Raw genomic sequence first — 17,965 nt, forward strand, 5'->3', positions numbered from 1 at the left:
TGGCCACCACCAACATCTGTCGATCGGGGACATACAAGCGTATCCGACGTGCCATCGACCGGGCGCCGGCAGCCCGGCGAACCGACGGGGAGGCATAGCCATGGTTTCGCATCCCGGCTTTCTGGTTACGGGCACGACCATCGGCGGAGCTGCCTTGGTGGCCGGCGTGGGCGGCATCGGCCGCCTCGCCACGGTGGGCGTCGACGGGCTGGACGGTTTCGTCGATGGCGAGAACGCCAGGCTGAACGCGTTCCTGACCCTTCACCGGGACGGCCGGGTGGTGATCCAGGTGCCGCAGGCGGAGACGGGGCAAGGCATCCATACGGGCCTTGCCATGCTTGTCGCCGAAGAACTCGACATCCCCTTCGACGACAGGATCAGTGTCGTCGTCCCGACCAGGCGGCATGGCGCCTATGTCAACTGGATCAACGTCCTCCAGGTCCGACCCGCAGAAGCTGGCGGCCCGGCCGCCTGGGTAGAACGGCGCGCCCTTCGCCTGCTCGGCTTCCTATCGACGGCGGCGTCCTACTCCGCGATGGCGCTTTGGCATCCCATGCGCGTCGCCGGCGCCTCCGCACGTGAAATGCTGGTGGCTGCGGCTGCGAAGCGGCTCGGCCTTCCGGCCTCGCAACTGATGACGCGCAACGGCTTCGTCCACCATGAAGCCAGCGGCAAGCGCCTTTCCTACGGCGAGCTGGCGCATGAGGCAGCGGTGCTGAGCCCGCCGAGGGAGCCCGCGTTGCGGGCAGTCGCTGACGAGCGCACCCGCAGCATGCTCCCGGCCTGAGTGCTTATCCAACGTCTTCACCGGCGGGACCGTCCCGCCGAACAACCCGAAAGGACAGGAAAATGGCGAACTGGAACACACGCAACATGCCTTCGCAGCACGGCCGCACCATTGTCGTGACAGGCACCGGCGGGCTTGCCTTCGAAGATGCGCTTGCCTTCGCAAAGGCGGGAGCGACGGTTGTCATGGCCGGTCGCAATCCGTCGAAGGGCAGGGCAGCCGTCGCCCGTATCGGCCAGGTGTCGCCGGGCGCAGCCGTACATTTCGAGGCGGTCGACCTTGCCGACCTTGCCTCGATCGCAGCCTTCGGCAAGCGGATGGCCTACCGGTACGACCGCGTCGACGTGCTGATCAACAATGCCGGTGTGATGACGCCCCCGACGCGCCAGATGACCGGCGATGGCCTGGAACTGCAGTTCGGCGTCAATTATCTTGGCCACTTCGCCCTGACCTGCCGCCTCCTGCCGCTGCTCAGAAGGTCCGATGCGCCGCGCGTGGTAACCCTGTCCAGTGTCGCTGCGCGCGCCGGGCAAATCGACCTCGAGGATCTCCAGTCGGAGCGGCTCTACCGCCCGATGAAGGCCTACGGGCAATCCAAGCTGGCCTGCCTGATGTTCGCCCTCGAATTGCAGCGCCGCAGCGACGAGGCCGGCTGGGGCATACGCAGCGTTGCCGCGCATCCCGGCGTCTCGCGCACCGATCTCCTGTTGAACGCTCCGGGCAGGTCCAGTTGGCAGGGTCTTGCGCGTTCTTACCTGTGGTTCCTGTTCCAGCCGGTTGCGCAGGGCGCGCTTCCCACGCTGTACGCGGCCACCTCCGCCTATACCCGTCCGGGGGCCTATTACGGGCCGAACGGCATGGGCGAGCTGCGGGGCCTGCCGACCGAGGCGAAGATCCCGCCCCAGGCGCTCGACACCAATGTCGCGCGCAGGCTCTGGGACATCTCGGAGGATCTTGCCGATCTGCGCTATGCCGAAGCGCCGCACTACGCCGACAACGCCCTGATGGTTGCCTGAGCCATGGAGCCGATCAACTCGCTGTTCGCGGGCATAGCCGCTCTCAACGCCTTCGGCCTGGTGGCGACGAGGCTAACCCTTCGCAGGGCGTCCGGCCTGTTTACGGATGCCGCAGGTCGCGCTTTGGCCATGTTGCCGGACATGAGGCCGGTGCGCGACGCCGGGCGCTTTCTGGCCGCCTGGCTGCGGGCGCCCCTTCGGGTTGCGGCAGTTGCCCCATCCGGACGCGCTTTGTCGCGTCTGATGACCGCCGAGCTTTCCGGCAGTACCGGCCCGGTTGTCGAACTTGGCCCCGGGACGGGCTCTTTCACCCGGGCGATGATCGCCAATGGCGTGCGCCAGGCGGATATAGCCCTAATCGAGTATGGCCCGGAGTTCAGCGCGTTGCTGGCCGAACGTTTTCCGCACGCGCAGATTCGTTGCATGGACGCCGCAAACCTTGGCACCGTCGACCTGTTCGCTGGCCGACTCTTCGGTGCGGTCGTCAGCGGGCTTCCGCTACTGTCCATGCCGAGGCGGCAGGTGGTGGCAATCCTGAAGGGATGCTTCGAGAGGCTGGAGCCCGAAGGCGCGCTTTACCAGTTCACCTACGGGCCGCGCTGCCCCGTTCCCAAAAGCATGTTGGACCGCCTTGGCCTGGAGGCCGAACGGATCGGCGGCACCCTTGCCAACATTCCACCCGCTGCCGTCTACCGTATCCGCCGCCGCCGGCAGGAAACTCACGGCGCCGGATCGGCATGAACGGTCTGGCCCCTCCGATCCCGCACGGGCATGCCCACCGTTGACCTGCAATGTCTATCCCGGCGGCCGCCTTCGACAAGGCGGCCAATGCCGTTATGTGCCACAGAAAGTCCGGTAGGGCTGTGTGGGCGTTGGCGGGGCAGCATCATAGTCCGGGCTCGCCTCGTAAGGCGCGGACAACACGCTGAACAGCTTCTCGAACGGCTTGAGATCGCCTTCGCTGGCCGCGGCCAGTACGGTTTCGACGAGGTGATTGCGCGGTATGATCGCCGGATTGACGCGGTCCATCGCACGCCGGCGTGCTCCCGGCTCCGTCGGCTCCTGATCAAGGCGCGCACGCCAGCCATTCGCCCAGTCGACGAAGACGCCGGGATCGTCGAACAGGGCGGCGACAGCGTCGATCGCGTCGGTGTCTTCGGCGGCGCGGCCAAGCCGCCTGAACGTCAGGGTGAAGTCCGCCCTCTGCTGCGCCATCCGCTCCAGAAGCGTCTCGATCAGGGCCGCGTCGCCCTCGCGCTGCGTGTGCAGGCCCAGCTTTGCGCCGAAACCTGCAAGATAGGCCGCTTTGAACGTCTCCGCGAAGCCATCCAGAATGCGGTAGGCTTCTTCCACGGTCGCATCCCCGCCAGTGTCGAAGAGCGGCAGCAGGCATTCCGCAAGACGCGCCAGGTTCCATTTCGCGATCATCGGCTGGTTGGCAAAGGCATAGCGCCCGTTGCGATCGATGGATGAAAAGACGGCGGCCGGGTCGTAGGCATCCAGGAATGCGCAGGGCCCGTAGTCGATCGTCTCGCCGGAGATCGACATGTTGTCGGTGTTCATGACGCCATGCACGAAACCGACCTGCATCCACTGCGCCACCAGCCGGGCCTGACGCTTGCAGACGCCTTGCAGAAGGGCCTGATAGGGGTTCCCCGCGTCTGCCGCCTCCGGGTCGTGTCGGGCAATGACGTAGTCGGCCAGGCGGCGAACGGACTCGTGGTCGCCACGCGCCGCGAAGAACTGGAACGTGCCGATGCGCACATGGCTGGATGCAACGCGCGTCAGCACCGCGCCCGGCAAGACCTGCTCCCGGTACACGGCCTCTCCGGTGGTGACGGCCGCGAGGGCGCGGGTCGTCGGCACGCGAAGGGCGGCCATTGCCTCGCTGACGAGATACTCGCGCAGGACAGGGCCAAGGGCCGCGCGTCCGTCGCCGCTGCGCGAAAAGGGGGTCGGGCCGGAGCCCTTCAACTGGATGTCGCGGCGGTGTCCATTGATGTCGACCACCTCTCCAAGAAGGATGGCCCGCCCATCGCCGAGTTGCGGAACGAAATTGCCGAACTGGTGCCCCGCATAGGCTGCAGCAAGTGGTTCCGCGCCTTCGGGAAGCTCGTTGCCGGCAAGGATGCGTGCGCCTTCATCTGTCGCAAGGGCTTCGGGGTCGAGGCCCAGCTCTTCGGCAAGCGGGCGGTTGAGCAACAGAAGCTGCGGCTGTTCGACGACGGTCGGATGGGTCCGGCGATGGAAGCTGGGGCCCAGCCGGGCATAGCTGTTATCGAACGAGAAATGTCGGGTCATGGGTTTCGCACCGCTTTCCTGGCGTCGCCGATCGGCATCGGCGGCCTCGACACCGCAGATGGTGTGTCGAACTCGAATTTCGAGGGGAAGGCCGTCCGGCTTCCATTCGCAGCTTGCTGCGTCTTGTGAACGCGAAGCATCGGCCGCGGTGAGGGGATCACCGGGCCGACGCTCAGCTTAAGGCGTTACGCGCAGGGCCGACCCTGCTTGCCTGAACGCTCTCGCGTTACAGGGGAAACTGCGTACCGGTGAGCGCTTCCGTGATGGTCCAGAGGCGAGCAGCGGCCTCGGCATCGTTGGCCACAGCGGGGACGGTCGCCAGACCGACCGGGCCGCTGATTTCATTTTCGCCGGTCGGGCCGTAATAGGCTCCGCCTTCCGCTTCGGGCGCGGTGGCTGCGTACAGCGCAGGCAGGGCGCCCTGTGCGGCTGTCTGGTAGTTTGCGCGGTTGCTGGCCCATTGGCGTCCCTGCGGGCTTTCCAGGCCGGGACCGCGCGCAACCAGTTCTGTCACCGCAATGCCGGGATGGGCGGCGATGCTCTGGATGCCCCACCCGGCGTCGTTGCTGCGCCTCTGTAATTCGAACGCGAATTTCAGGCAGGCGATCTTGGATTGGGCATAGGCCGCATATGGGTCGTAGGACGCCGTCGATTGAAGATCGTCGAAATTGATGCTGCCGCGGTGCACCGCCACGCTGGACATGGTCACGACCCGTGGGGCGTCGCTATTGCGCAGCAGCGGCAGCAATTCGGCCGTCAACACGAAGTGGCCGGCGTAATTGATGGCGAACTGCATCTCCATGCCGTCCGCCGAGGTGCCGCGTTCGGCCGGCGCCATGATCGCGGCGTTGTTGATCAATCCGTCGAGGCGGGGCAGCGTCGCATTGAGCCGCTCTCCAAGGGCCCGCACCGAGGCGAGATCGGCAAGGTCGAATGCCTCGAACCGGACCTGAGCACCCGGAACCTCTTCCTGGATGCGCTGGATCGTCTCCTGCCCACGCTGGGGGTTGCGCGCCGCGATGATAACTTGCGCGCCAGCGGCAGCCAGCGCCTTTGCGCCCTCGTACCCCATGCCGCTCGTTCCGCCGGTCACGACGAAGATGCGCCCTTCCTGCGACGGGATGTCGGCGGCGCTCCACTCGGGATCGGGCCGGTTCTCGGCAAGCGAGCTGCCGGTGGTCAATACGGAGCCGAGCAGAATGCCGAGCGCCGCAAGGCCGACGCGCCATTTGCTTCCGGGGGTCGGGGTGCCGGCGTCATGCCTGTGATTCAACAGTGTCATTCATGCATCCTTCTCTTGGGTTCTGGATCTGGGTTGGGGAAGGTGCCGCAGCGCGGTCAGCGCACCGGCAAGGGGAGTGCGGAAGGTTCGGCATCGGGCTGCCGCGTCTGGGCGCGGCCCAGCCACAGGCCAAGGGCCGCCCAGGCAATCGCCATGGGCACGACCACGCCGACAAGGCTGCCGAGGGCCAGCCCCATCCGGCCGAGGGCGCCTTCGGTCTGCGCACCGACGACGTCGCCGGCGCGGTAGACGAACGTGTCCACGAAAGCCTTGGCCTTGTACTTGTCTTCGCGGCTGACCGCCGTGAACAGGGCTTCACGCGCCGGGCGGGTGATGCCCCGCTGGATTGCGCGGCTTGTCGCCTCGAGCAGGATGAGCACCGAGAACGAGCCGTAGATCGCCAGTCCGACGAAGCCGAGCGCGGTTGCCACGGGCAGTATGGCCAGCGCCACGCCCAGTCCGAAGCGCTGGATGATCTTTCCGGTCAGCGTCAGTTGCAGACCCAGAACCGCCACCTGCGTCCACATGTCGATACTGCCGAAGAGGGCGGCGCGCGCATCGGTACCGTCTGCAACCGCGGCAACCATTTGCAGGCGGGTGAAGTAGATGATGCTGGTGATCACCGTCATCAGCATGATGTAGACGGCGATGCCGCTGAGATACGGCGACCGAAACACCGCCGACAGGCCGGCGAAGGCACTGCCGCCCACATGCTCGTTCCGCTCGATGCGCGGGGCGGCACCGCTGGCGAGCACGTCTTTCCTGTCCGGCGCCATGCGCAGAAGCTGTCGGGCCGCCACGAGGGCAATCAACAGAAAGCCGCCGGCAACCAGAAGCAGGTTCGGCGTGCCCAGCGGCGCGGCCAGTTGCGAGGTGAGCCAGGGTCCGAAGATGGCGCCGAAGGTACCGCCGACTGAAATCACCGAGAAAAAGCGCTTGCCCTGATCGGTCGTGAAACGGTCGGCCAACAGAGCCCAGAACACCATCGTGGCGAACAGGTTGAAGACGCTGAACCAGACATAGAAGACCTGGCCGCTGCCCTGGCCAATGGCGCTGGGCGCAAAGGTAAGCAGGGCCCAGAAGCCGACCAGGCTCGCTACGAAGAAGCCATAGGTCGCCCCGATGAACTGCAAGGGTTTGAAACGGCTAACCAGCCAGCCGAACATCGGGTTGACCGCAAGCGTAACGAGTGCCGTGCCGAGGAAAAGCCAGCGGATGCTTTCGATTCCGCGTTCCATGCCCAGCGCGTCGCGCGCCGGACGCAGCACCATCAGCGCCGTCAGAACGCAGAAGAAGAACAGCGCTGCCACGAGCACCGGCCCAATCTCGCTGCGGCGAACATTGAAGATGGATCGAAAGACGCGCAGGCGTCTGGCTGCCGATGTCATGGGTCGCCTCGAAGAAGAGGTGTCCGGCCTCCTTTTGCAGGCGGGAAGGACACTTGCCTTTGTTTCGAGGGAATGAACTAAACGGCCACTGTCGCGCCTCTGTGCCGCGCATGTCTTGAATTGTACGCAAATGCACCCGGCAGTCCTGCAACGCCGTGAAACTTCGGGCACCCGTTACAAGCGGTTACACTTTAGCGGAGAGGCGCACGGCGATCGGAGGCCACCCTTGCAGCGCGCTGTCGCAATCGCGGCGAGGATGTCTTCCACGATCGCACGGCAGGAAAAGGTGCGTCCGCTGTTGCCGACGATGCGAAACGCAATGCGCTGCCACGCGCAGCAACGCAGAAACAGCCCCTGAGGCAACGCCTGAGAGGCTTCAGGTTCGATGAACCTGGCGATCACATGATTCTATGACAAGGAAGCGCTTATAAAGAAGGAGATCGAATGGTGGGCGTGACAGGGATTGAACCTGTGACCCCTACGATGTCAACGTAGTGCTCTCCCGCTGAGCTACACGCCCATTCGATGGAGCGGCATAGACCATAGGGCCGCCGTCCGGTCAAGTGATTCCGAGGCCACTTTTCGGCCCCGGATAAAAAATCATGCGGCGTCCTGCAGCAGCTTGCCGACCTCTTCAACCAGCTCGCGAAGATGGAACGGCTTGGACAGGATCTTGGCGTCCTTGGGAGCCTTGGAATCGGGGTTCAACGCCACCGCTGCAAAGCCTGTGATGAACATCACCTTCAGGTCCGGATCCAGCTCCGTGGCCCGGCGGGCCAGCTCGATCCCGTCCATCTCCGGCATGACGATGTCGGTCAGTAGCAGGGAGAACGGCTCTTCCCGCAGACGCTCGTAGGCGCTGGCGCCGTTGTCGTAAGACGTTACCTCGTACCCGGCCTTCTCCAGCGCCTTGGCGAGGAAACGCCGCATGTCGTTGTCGTCTTCGGCCAGCAGAATCTTCGACATTGCCTTTTCCCGTTGGGCCGGCCATCGGCCGGCAGGTGACGGATTGTATAGCCTCCGCACCTGACATTAGATAGACGATGTAGCCTGTGCGAAGCCAGTGGGTGAGTATGACGATCGCGGGAAATGACGTGCCTTACTTCGAAACCTCGGCCGGGCCGTGCCCGGCGTTCGAGGTTCTGGGGCCGTCGCGCCAGACCGTGCCGCTGGTCTTCTGCTCGCCGCACAGCGGCAGGGCGTACCCCGCCGACTTCATCGCCCTGTCGCGGTTGAAGGGCGACGCCGTCCGCCGCTCCGAAGACCTGTTCGTCGACCGTCTCTTCGACTTCGTCCCCGAGATCGGCGCGCCGCTGCTGGTGGCACGCTTTCCGCGCGCCTACCTGGACCTCAACCGCGAGCCCTACGAGCTCGATCCGGCCATGTTCGACGGCGAGCTGCCGGCCCATGTCAACGCCGTGTCACCACGCGTTGCGGGCGGGCTCGGCACCATTCCGCGCATCGTCGCAGAGCGCCAGGAAATCTATAATGGCCGCCTGTCGGCCGCAGAGGGCCTCGGCCGCATAAACCGCATTTACTTTCCCTTCCATCGCCAGCTCGCGCAGCTCGTGGAAGCGACGGTGCAGCGGTTCGGCATGGCGGTGCTGGTGGATTGTCACTCCATGCCGTCTTCGGTGCGGCCGCTTCCCGGCAACCGGCGGCCGGACATGGTTGTCGGCGACCGGTTCGGCACCAGCGCCGATGCGCGCTACGTTGCCGCGGCCATGACAGAGCTGCGCAGCCTCGGCTACGACGTCGTGCGCAACAAGCCCTATGCCGGCGGCTATATAACCGAGCATTACGGCAGGCCGCGCAACAACGTCCACGCCATCCAGATCGAGATCAGCCGGGGCCTTTACGCCGACGAGGCCGCCTTTGTGCCCTCGAACGGCTTCGCCCGCATGCACGACAATCTCCGCCGTTTCGTTGAAGCCTTCGCCGCCGACCTCGCAGCCGAGGCGTCGCGGCCGGCCGCAGCCGAATAGGCAAAAAAATACCGCGCGACGCGAAAGCGTGGCGCGGCCAAGTCTTGGGAGGAAACGCCCGAAAAGGGCGCCGACAAATCGCTTTGTCGCGTTGCAATATAATGATGCGATGCGACATCTGTCAAGAATCGTACTATTGACGCGCGAAGCATTCACCACTCTTCGGGGCCGCCCATCATGATGACCATGCCAGACGCCGACTTCCTGTTCCGTATCGCCGACGCTGCGGCGGGCCAGACGCTTCCGCGCTTCCGGCAGAAGCTGGCGGTCGACAACAAGGTGCCCGGTGCGTTCGACCCGGTGACGGAGGCAGACCGGCAGGCCGAAAGGGCGATCACCGCGCTGATCGAAGCCGAATTTCCCGACCACGCCATCCTGGGGGAGGAGTTCGGGCGGCAGGGCGACGGTGACGCGCTTTGGGTCATCGATCCCATCGACGGCACGCGCCCCTTTATTTCGGGCGTGCCGGTCTGGGGAACGCTCGTCGGGTTGACGGTCGGCGGCAAGGCGCGGGCCGGCATCATGAGCCAGCCCTATATCGGCGAACGCTTCTGGACCGTGGGCGACGGCGCCTACATGGACGGTCCCGCCGGCCAGGCGACGCTGCATGTGCGCGATGTCGGCGCGCTGGAAAACGCGACGCTCACCACCACCAATCCACGCATGTTCGACAGCCGGATGAAAGAGCGGTTCGGGGCGCTTGAAGACAAGGTCCGCCTTTCACGCTACGGGCTCGATTGCTATGCCTTCGCCATGCTGGCGGCCGGCCATATCGACCTGTGCGTGGAGACCGGCCTGCAGCCCTACGACATCGTCGCCCTGATCCCCATCATTGAGCAGGCCGGTGGTATCGTCACCACCTTCGACGGCGGCCGGGCCGAGAATGGCGGCGACGTCATCGCGGCCGCGACACCGCAACTGCACAGCGCGGCGCTTGCCGTGCTGAACGGCTGACCTCTCAGACAGCGGGTTCGGGCAGCACGCCGTTTCTGTCGGGCATCGGCATGCAGCTTTCCACGAAGCCTTCGAAGGCCGCCAGGAAGGGCGCGCGGAACTCATCGCGCTCCTGGAGCAGCTCGTGCCGCGCATGGGGGATCGACAGAAGGTGGCCGGAGCGCATGCGCCAGGCAAGACGCTCCGCCGCGGCCGTATCCACCACCCTGTCGGCACCGGCGGTGACGATCAGCGTCGGAACGTGCAGCCCAGCGATGAAATCGGCATTCTCCAGCCGCCGCATTGCCCGGAAAGCGGCGTGGAGCCAGCCTGCCGTCAGCGCGTTCACGCTCAGATGCGGGGCCGTCTCCACCATGGCGCGATTGCGCTGGAAGCGGGCCGGGTCGCTGGTCAGCGGGTTCGTGGCGATGTTCCAGTCCGGGCCGAGGCGCTTCAGCCGGCGCAGGGACAGCCGGCCCATGCCGGTCCATCGCATGGCGGCCGCGACCATGCCGATGGCGCTTCCGCGCGCCGGCAGCCCGATCAAGGGGGCCGAGCAGACGATGCGCTCGATGCGGTTGGCAAGGCGCGGCATGTAGCGCAGCGCTACCAGCGCGCCGAGCGAATGGGCAAGGATCACGTAGGGCCCCGGGCAGTCGGGCAGCGCGACATTGCGGAAGATGATTTCGAAATCGGCGTAATAGTGGTCGAGCCGGCTGACATGGCCCTTCTGCGGGTTCTTCAGAAGGCGGTCGGAGCCGCCTTGTCCGCGCCAGTCGAACGTCAGCACGGTGAAGGCGCGCGCGGTCAGGTCGCCCATCGTCTCGAAATATTTCTCGGCGCATTCGTTGCGGCCGGGCAGAAGCAGCACGGTTCCGCGAGACGGCCCCTTCGGCCGTGCAATGGCATAGCGCAGGCGACGGCCGTTCGGCGTGGCGACATACCCGCCGGAGAGGCGGTCGGGCGCCGGGTTGCCGGGCGTATCGAAGAATGTCGGGCGATCGTCCATCATCTATCTATGCTGGAAAGGCAGGGTAAAGAACTACTCTGGATTTGGTTTCCGCATCGTTTCCATAACGAAAGACCGGGTTTCCAGAAAAAAGGCCGGAAACGCTCTACGAACGTTTCCGGCCTGAACGACCGCGGCGGAAGGGACGGGACGCCGCGACCGGATTTCCATTTCGGAGGCGACTTTGCATCCATGCTCCTGAACGGAATGGGAAGGGCGCGTTCATCTGCCATTCATTGCAAAATCGTGCCGCGAACCCTTGAAAGGCGATTTGCCAGCAACCACCTCGATCATGCGGTCGCCAGAATGGGGCCGCTGGCCGGAAGGGCCCGCCGTATCCGGGGGCTCGCGATCCGTCCATCACGCAAGTTGCTCTATGATCAAGAGGACAAGACCCATGCGTAACGTCGATTTTGCACCGCTGTATCGTTCTACCGTCGGCTTCGACCGCCTGTTCAAGATGTTGGACAATGCCGGCGGCGTCGATAATTCCCAGAGCTACCCGCCCTATAATATCGAGCGGACGGGCGACAACGCCTACCGTATCACGATGGCCGTCGCAGGCTTCGACGACAGCGAGCTGTCGATCGAGTCGCGCGAGAATGTGCTGACCGTTCAGGGCGAGCGGAGCGAGCCGGAAGGTGAAGCGAACCGCTTCCTCCATCGCGGCATTGCCGGGCGTGCCTTCGAGCGCCGCTTCCAGCTTGCCGAGCATGTCGAGGTCAAGGGTGCCACGCTGAAGAACGGGCTTCTCCACATCGATCTCGTACGCGTCATTCCCGAGGCGATGAAGCCCCGTCGCATCGAGATCGCGAATGCCGGCAACGCCAATGCGAAGTCGCTTGAGGCGACTGCCGCCTAAGGCGAAAACGAGACTTCAGATACAGGAGCGGCGGCCCGATGGGCCGCCGTTTTGTTATGGTGCGGAAGGGTCAGTGCCGTCCGAAGGCGTCACGCACCTCGCCCTCGGATATCCGGGCCGAGGGATTGCCCTTCTGGTTCAAATTCTGCTCTTCGGTTCCGTCCCCCATCATTCCCGGATGGGGATCGGCCTTGGCCGCAGTCTTGCGCGAAAGGTTGCTGGCTTCCGTCCAGCCGGACATCCAGTCTGCCCGCAGGCTGGATCCAACCGGAAACTCGCAGGACGACATGGGCAGATTGTGCTCGAAGGCCAGTTTGCCCTGGGCGAATGCATCCTTGGACATTGTAGTACCTCCTGATGAGATGGTGTCCATCAGGCAGAACCATTATGTCCGGGCGAGGTTCCGAAGGGTCAGCCGACCAGCTGGATAAAGCTGTCGACTTCCTCTTGCGTGGTGCTCCAGCTCGCGACCAGCCGTACCAGGACCTCGTCTTCGCCAACGGGCGTATCGCCGCCGACATGCCAGTCGTAGAACAGGGCGCCTTGCGCACGCGCACGCTCGGCGGCGCTGCGCTTCAGAACCGCAAACACCTCGTTTGCGGCAGTCGGCCAGGCGGCACGGGCATTGGTTGCTGCCGCGATTCCCGTGCGCAGGGCATCGGCCATGGCGTTGGCATGGCCGGCCAACGACAGCCATAATCCGTCGGCCAGATAGGCATCGAACTGGGCGGACACGAAGCGCGACTTGGAAAACAACTGCCCCGCGCGCTTGTGGTTGAAGGCGAAGTCGGCTGCCTTCTCGCGGTCGAAGAACACGATCGCCTCGGCGCACCAGCAGCCATTCTTCGTGCCGCCGAAAGACAGCACGTCCACGCCGGCCTTCCAGCTTGCTTCGGCCGGCGATATTCCGAGGGCCGCCACGGCGTTGGCAAACCGCGCGCCATCCATATGAACGGCCAGACCGTGCTCGTGGGCGATGGAAGCGATTTCCTGCACCGTCGCGGGCGCATAGAGCGCACCGGATTCCGCCGACTGGCTGATCGATACCGCAACCGGCCTGCCGCCATGGACGAAGGCAGGGTCGAAGCCTGCCAGCGCTCGCCTGAGCGCAGCCGGCTCCATCATGCCGCCGGGGCCGGCAACCGGCGCAAACCGGGAGCCATGCGCGAAGAATTCGGGCGCGCCGCATTCGTCGACCATGATATGCGCTTCGCCGTGGCACAGCACGACGCCGCCCGGACGATTGAAGGCCGATAGCGCCAGCGAGTTGGCTGCCGTACCGGTGCCGACATAGAAAACGGCGACCTCGCGCTCGAACAGCGCATCGAAGCGGCGGGCCACCTCGGCATCGAGCGTACTGGTGCCATAGGCGGCTGCCATACCCTCCGCGTGACGCGCGAGAGAGGCGGAGATTGCCGGATGTGCACCGGACCAATTGTCGGAAGAAAATATCATGGGTGGTGATTACTCCGCGCAATACGCCGCGTAAAGCGTACTCTAATCGATTTAATTGCTATTTTAGAACTTATCTTTAATTTTTGAACCGTTTGAAGTAAGAGATTGTCAGCCGCATCGAAACCTGTAATAAGGGCGATAGGTCAGTGGTGCTGTCGTATCTGGCGGCGCTCGGTCATGTAAGCTTGCGCGGCGCTCGGCCGGGCGAGGGGAGAGAACGCCATGAAGAGATTGACGTCCAGCTTGAGCGGCAAGGCGCGCGGAGAAGGCTATGGCCTGCCCGGCGCAGCCGGCCTCTACGACCCGGCGAACGAGCACGACGCCTGCGGCGTCGGCTTCATTGCCAGCATGAAGAACCAGCGCTCGCACGATGTGGTCCAGAAGGGTCTAAAGATCCTCGAAAACCTCACCCATCGCGGCGCGGTGGGTGCCGACCCGCTGGTCGGCGACGGTGCGGGTATTCTCGTTCAGCTTCCGCACGAATTCTTCAAGGCCGAGATGGCGACCCAGGGCGTCGACCTGCCCGAGCCCGGCCATTACGGCGTCGGCTTCGTCTTCATGCCGCAGGACGAGGCACGCCGGCTGCATTTCAAGGAAGTGTTCGAGAAGGCCGCCGCCGAAGAGGGCCAGCAGGTCATCGGCTGGCGCGAGGTGCCGGTGGACAATTCATCTTTGTCCAAGGCCGATGAGATCGTCGCGACCGAGCCGGTGCACCGGCAGGTGTTCATCCGCCGCTCGCCGAGCTGCGCCAGCGATGCCGAATTCGAGCGGAAGCTTTTCATCATCCGCAAGGTCGTGTCCAACCGCGTCTATGACGAGATGAACGCCGTCGACACCGACTTCTATGTCGTGTCGCTGTCCTCGCGCACCATCGTCTACAAGGGCATGTTCCTGGCCTACCAGGTGGGCGCCTATTACACCGACCTTCGCGACGAGCGCTTCACCAGCGCACTCGCGCTGGTGCACCAGCGTTTTTCCACCAACACCTTCCCGTCGTGGCGGCTGGCGCATCCCTATCGGATGGTTGCCCACAATGGCGAGATCAACACGCTGCGCGGCAACGTCAACTGGATGGCGGCGCGCCAGGCGTCGGTGGATTCGGAGCTGTTCGGCAACGATATCTCCAAGTTGTGGCCCATCTCCTACGAGGGGCAGTCCGACACCGCCTGTTTCGACAACGCGCTCGAATTCCTGACGCAGGGCGGCTACTCGCTGGCCCATGCCATGATGATGCTCATTCCCGAGGCGTGGGCCGGCAACAAGCAGATGTCGCCCGAACGCAAGGCCTTCTACGAGTATCACGCGGCGCTGATGGAGCCGTGGGACGGCCCGGCCGCCGTGTGCTTCACCGATGGACGGCAGATCGGCGCGACGCTCGACCGTAACGGCCTGCGCCCTGCGCGCTACGTCGTCACGGACGATGACTACGTCATCCTGGCATCCGAGGCCGGCACACTGGAAGTTGCCGAAGAGCGCATCGTCAAGAAGTGGCGGCTGCAGCCCGGCCGCATGCTCCTGATCGACCTGGAGAAGGGCCGGATCGTGTCGGACGAGGACGTGAAGTCCGAGATCGCCACGGCCAACCCCTATCGCGACTGGCTGAAGCAGACGCAGCTTATCCTGGAAGACCAGAAGCCCGTTGCGCCCCGCGCCTCGCGCTCCGACGTGTCGCTGCTCGATCGCCAGCAGGTGTTCGGCTACACGCAGGAAGACACGCGCATCCTGATGGCGCCGATGGCGACCACCGGTCAGGAGGCCATCGGCTCGATGGGCACTGATACGCCGATCTCGGCGATGTCGGAGAAGTCGAAGCTGCTCTATACCTATTTCAAGCAGAACTTCGCGCAGGTCACCAACCCGCCGATCGACCCGATCCGCGAAGAGCTGGTGATGAGCCTCGTCTCCTTCATCGGGCCGCGCCCCAACATCTTCGATCTGGAGGGCACGTCGCGCCGCAAGCGGCTGGAGGTGCGCCAGCCGATCCTGACCAATGGCGATCTGGAGAAGATCCGCAACATCGGCCATACGGAAGACCGGTTCGACACCAAGACGCTCGACATGACCTACCCGTCCGACCAGGGCGCGGATGGCATGGCCGGCGCGCTGGAGCGCCTGTGCGAGCGCGCCGAGGCGGCCGTGGTGGGCGGCTACAACATCATCATCCTGTCCGACCGGCAGGTCGGCCCGGACCGCATCCCCATTCCCGCGCTGCTGGCCTGCGCCGCCGTGCACCACCACCTCATCCGCAAGGGCCTGCGCACCGCGGCCGGGCTGGTGATCGAATCCGGCGAGCCGCGCGAAGTGCATCACTTCGCCTGCCTGGCCGGCTACGGCGCAGAGGCGATCAACCCGTATCTGGCATTCGACTCGCTGCTCGGCATGCATGCGCGCGGCGATTTCCCGCCCGAGGTGGACCAGAAGGAAATCGTCAATCGCTTCATCAAGTCGGTCGGCAAGGGCATGTTGAAGGTGATGTCCAAGATGGGCATCTCCACCTACCAGTCCTACTGCGGCGCGCAGATCTTCGATGCCATCGGCCTGAAGACCGAGTTCGTGCATCGCTATTTCGCCGGCACGGCCACGACCATCGAGGGCGTCGGCCTGGAAGAGATCGCCCGCGAGACGGCCGTCCGCCACGCGCTGGCCTTTTCGGCCGATCCGGTGCTGGCGCGCTCGCTGGAAGTGGGCGGCGAATATGCCTACCGCACGCGGGGCGAGGCACATATCTGGTCGCCGGAAGCGGTTGCCACGCTGCAGCATGCCGTGCGGCTGGAAAGCTGGGAAAAGTACAAGGAATATGCCGCGCTGGTGAACCAGAGTGCGGTCGCCAACTCCACCATCCGCGGCCTGTTCCGCATCCGCATGGCCGAAGAATCCGGCGTCAACCCGGTGCCGCTGGACGAGGTCGAGCCGGCCAGGGACATCGTCAAGCGCTTTTCGACCGGGGCGATGAGCTTCGGCTCCATCTCGCGCGAGGCGCATTCGACGCTGGCCATCGCCATGAACCGTATCGGCGGCAAGTCGAACACGGGCGAGGGCGGCGAAGAGCCGGATCGCTATCAGCCGCTGCCCGATGGCAGCATGAACCCCGAGCGCTCGGCCATCAAGCAGATCGCCTCGGGCCGGTTCGGCGTGACGACCGACTATCTCGTCAATGCCGACATGCTGCAGATCAAGGTTGCGCAGGGCGCCAAGCCCGGCGAGGGCGGCCAGTTGCCCGGCCACAAGGTGGACGCGACCATTGCCAAGACGCGGCATTCCACGCCGGGCGTCGGCCTGATCTCGCCGCCGCCGCACCACGACATCTATTCGATCGAGGATCTGGCCCAGCTGATCTACGATCTCAAGAACGTCAATCCGGAAGCCGACATATCGGTCAAGCTCGTGTCCGAGGTCGGCGTCGGCACCGTTGCGGCGGGCGTCGCCAAGGCGCGCGCCGACCACATCATCGTATCGGGCTACGATGGCGGCACGGGCGCTTCCCCGCTGACCTCGATCAAGCATGCCGGCTCCCCCTGGGAGATGGGCCTTGCCGAAACCCAGCAGACGCTGGTGCTGAACGGGCTGCGTTCGCGCATTGCGCTGCAGGTGGATGGCGGGCTGCGGTCGGGCCGCGACGTCGTCATCGGCGCCTTGCTGGGCGCCGACGAGTTCGGCTTTTCAACCGGGCCGCTCATCGCCGCCGGCTGCATCATGATGCGCAAGTGCCATCTGAACACCTGTCCGGTCGGCGTCGCCACGCAGGACCCCGTGTTGCGCAAGCGCTTCAAGGGCCTGCCCGAGCATGTCATCAACTTCTTCTTCTACGTGGCCGAGGAAGTGCGCGAGATCATGGCCGCGATGGGCGTGCGCACCGTTTCGGAGCTGATCGGACAATCGGACCGGCTCGACAAGAAGCCGATGATCGACCACTGGAAGGCCAAGGGACTCGACTTCTCCAAGGTCTTCTTCAAGCCCGACGCCCCGCGTGAAGAGCTTCTGTGGACGCGCCGGCAGGAGCATCCGATCGCCGATATCCTCGACCGCAAGCTGATCGCCGAGGCCGAGCCCGCTTTGTCGCGGCGCCAGCCGGTGGTGGTGGAAACCCCCATCACCAACGTCGACCGTTCGGCCGGGGCCATGCTGTCGGGCGCGGTGGCCAAGAAGTACGGCCTCAAGGGCCTGCCGGACGACACGATCAAGGTGCTGATGACGGGCACGGCCGGGCAGAGCTTCGGCGCCTTCCTGATGCGCGGCGTGACCTTCGAGCTGGTCGGCGACGGCAACGACTATGTCGGCAAGGGGCTCTCCGGCGGGCGCATCATCGTCAAGCCGCGCGCCAACACCCGCATCGTGCCCGAAGAGTCGATCATCATCGGCAACACGGTGCTTTACGGGGCGATTTCCGGCGAATGCTACTTCCGCGGCGTTGCCGGAGAGCGCTTCGCCGTGCGCAACTCCGGCGCCATCGCGGTGGTGGAAGGCGTCGGCGACCATGGCTGCGAGTACATGACGGGCGGCGTCGTCGTCATCCTCGGCCAGACCGGGCGCAACTTCGCGGCCGGCATGTCCGGCGGCGTCGCCTATGTCTACGACGAGGTCGGTGATTTCGCCGAGCGCTGCAACATGGCGATGGTGGACCTGGAGCCCGTTCCCGAAGAGGACGACCTGCTCGAGAAGCTGCATCACCATGGCGGCGACCTGCAGCACAAGGGGCGGGTCAACGTCTCGTCCGACATGACGGGCCACGACGACGAGCGGCTGTACCAGTTGATCTCCAATCATTTCCACTACACCGGCTCGTCGCGGGCCCAGGAGATGATGGCCAACTGGGAAAGCCACCGGCCGAAATTCGTGAAGGTCATGCCGGTCGAATATCGCCGCGCGCTGCAGGAGATGGAGCGCATGCGCATGGCGGTCGCGGCTGAATAACCCGGCGTTGTTGAACTGATTGAGACTGGACGGAGC

The 17,965-nt window shown here is 64.9% G+C and carries 13 protein-coding genes, 1 tRNA gene and 1 pseudogene; 7 read left to right on the forward strand and 8 right to left on the reverse strand.

From position 1 onward, the window contains the following. Positions 1-100 precede the first annotated feature (100 nt). From AUL31_RS11855 to AUL31_RS11865, 3 genes are all read left to right on the forward strand, one after another. Entirely contained in the window at positions 101-787 is a 687-nt protein-coding gene (locus AUL31_RS11855) for a molybdopterin cofactor-binding domain-containing protein (protein ID WP_060606500.1), read from the forward strand. Between the two features lie 62 nt (positions 788-849). Further along, a complete protein-coding gene (locus tag AUL31_RS11860; protein ID WP_060606503.1) occupies positions 850-1,803 on the forward strand; it encodes an SDR family oxidoreductase in 954 nt (317 codons plus the stop codon). Between the two features lie 141 nt (positions 1,804-1,944). After that, positions 1,945-2,544, forward strand: coding sequence for a class I SAM-dependent methyltransferase (locus AUL31_RS11865; RefSeq protein ID WP_060606874.1), 600 nt, complete (start codon positions 1,945-1,947; stop codon positions 2,542-2,544). Between the two features lie 93 nt (positions 2,545-2,637). Here AUL31_RS11865 and AUL31_RS11870 read toward each other — a convergent pair whose 3' ends face one another. From AUL31_RS11870 to cpdR, 5 genes are all read right to left on the reverse strand, one after another. After that, complete coding sequence (locus AUL31_RS11870; RefSeq protein ID WP_060606506.1) at positions 2,638-4,104, reverse strand: protein adenylyltransferase SelO; 1,467 nt, start codon at positions 4,102-4,104, stop codon at positions 2,638-2,640. Between the two features lie 226 nt (positions 4,105-4,330). Further along, entirely contained in the window at positions 4,331-5,386 is a 1,056-nt protein-coding gene (locus tag AUL31_RS11875; RefSeq protein WP_060606509.1) for an SDR family oxidoreductase, read from the reverse strand. Positions 5,387-5,442: 56 nt separating this feature from the next. Beyond that, positions 5,443-6,774 (reverse strand): NTP/NDP exchange transporter, encoded by a 1,332-nt coding sequence (locus tag AUL31_RS11880; protein WP_060606512.1) that lies wholly within the window; start codon positions 6,772-6,774, stop codon positions 5,443-5,445. Between the two features lie 445 nt (positions 6,775-7,219). Beyond that, a tRNA-Val gene (locus AUL31_RS11885) sits at positions 7,220-7,294 on the reverse strand. Positions 7,295-7,374: 80 nt separating this feature from the next. After that, entirely contained in the window at positions 7,375-7,740 is a 366-nt protein-coding gene (cpdR, locus tag AUL31_RS11890) for a cell cycle two-component system response regulator CpdR (protein WP_039189534.1), read from the reverse strand. 107 nt (positions 7,741-7,847) lie between these two features. On the opposite strand from cpdR, the gene AUL31_RS11895 reads away from it, so the two are divergent. Then, positions 7,848-8,759, forward strand: coding sequence for an N-formylglutamate amidohydrolase (locus tag AUL31_RS11895; RefSeq protein WP_060606516.1), 912 nt, complete (start codon positions 7,848-7,850; stop codon positions 8,757-8,759). Between the two features lie 180 nt (positions 8,760-8,939). Beyond that, positions 8,940-9,713 (forward strand): histidinol-phosphatase, encoded by a 774-nt coding sequence (hisN, locus tag AUL31_RS11900; protein WP_060606877.1) that lies wholly within the window; start codon positions 8,940-8,942, stop codon positions 9,711-9,713. A 4-nt stretch (positions 9,714-9,717) separates the two neighbouring features. Here the strand turns inward: hisN and AUL31_RS11905 are convergent, their stop codons facing one another. Next, positions 9,718-10,704, reverse strand: a complete 987-nt coding sequence (locus AUL31_RS11905) for an alpha/beta fold hydrolase (RefSeq protein ID WP_060606519.1) — start codon at positions 10,702-10,704, stop codon at positions 9,718-9,720. 394 nt (positions 10,705-11,098) lie between these two features. On the opposite strand from AUL31_RS11905, the gene AUL31_RS11910 reads away from it, so the two are divergent. After that, positions 11,099-11,563, forward strand: a complete 465-nt coding sequence (locus AUL31_RS11910) for an Hsp20 family protein (RefSeq protein WP_060606522.1) — start codon at positions 11,099-11,101, stop codon at positions 11,561-11,563. Between the two features lie 70 nt (positions 11,564-11,633). Here AUL31_RS11910 and AUL31_RS11915 read toward each other — a convergent pair whose 3' ends face one another. Continuing rightward, the gene (locus AUL31_RS11915) at positions 11,634-11,906 is read right to left on the reverse strand and encodes an Rmf/CrpP family protein (RefSeq protein ID WP_060606526.1); all 273 of its coding nucleotides are present in this window, start codon (positions 11,904-11,906) and stop codon (positions 11,634-11,636) included. A gap of 68 nt (positions 11,907-11,974) precedes the next feature. Further along, complete coding sequence (locus AUL31_RS11920) at positions 11,975-13,018, reverse strand: threonine aldolase family protein (protein ID WP_060606528.1); 1,044 nt, start codon at positions 13,016-13,018, stop codon at positions 11,975-11,977. A 273-nt stretch (positions 13,019-13,291) separates the two neighbouring features. Between AUL31_RS11920 and gltB the strand changes: the two are divergent. Then, a pseudogene (gene gltB / locus AUL31_RS11925) lies at positions 13,292-17,929 on the forward strand (glutamate synthase large subunit); the annotation flags it as partial. Between the last annotated feature and the right edge of the window lie 36 nt (positions 17,930-17,965).

It is taken from the genome of Aureimonas altamirensis (assembly GCF_001463885.1).
Classification (GTDB): domain Bacteria; phylum Pseudomonadota; class Alphaproteobacteria; order Rhizobiales; family Rhizobiaceae; genus Aureimonas; species Aureimonas altamirensis.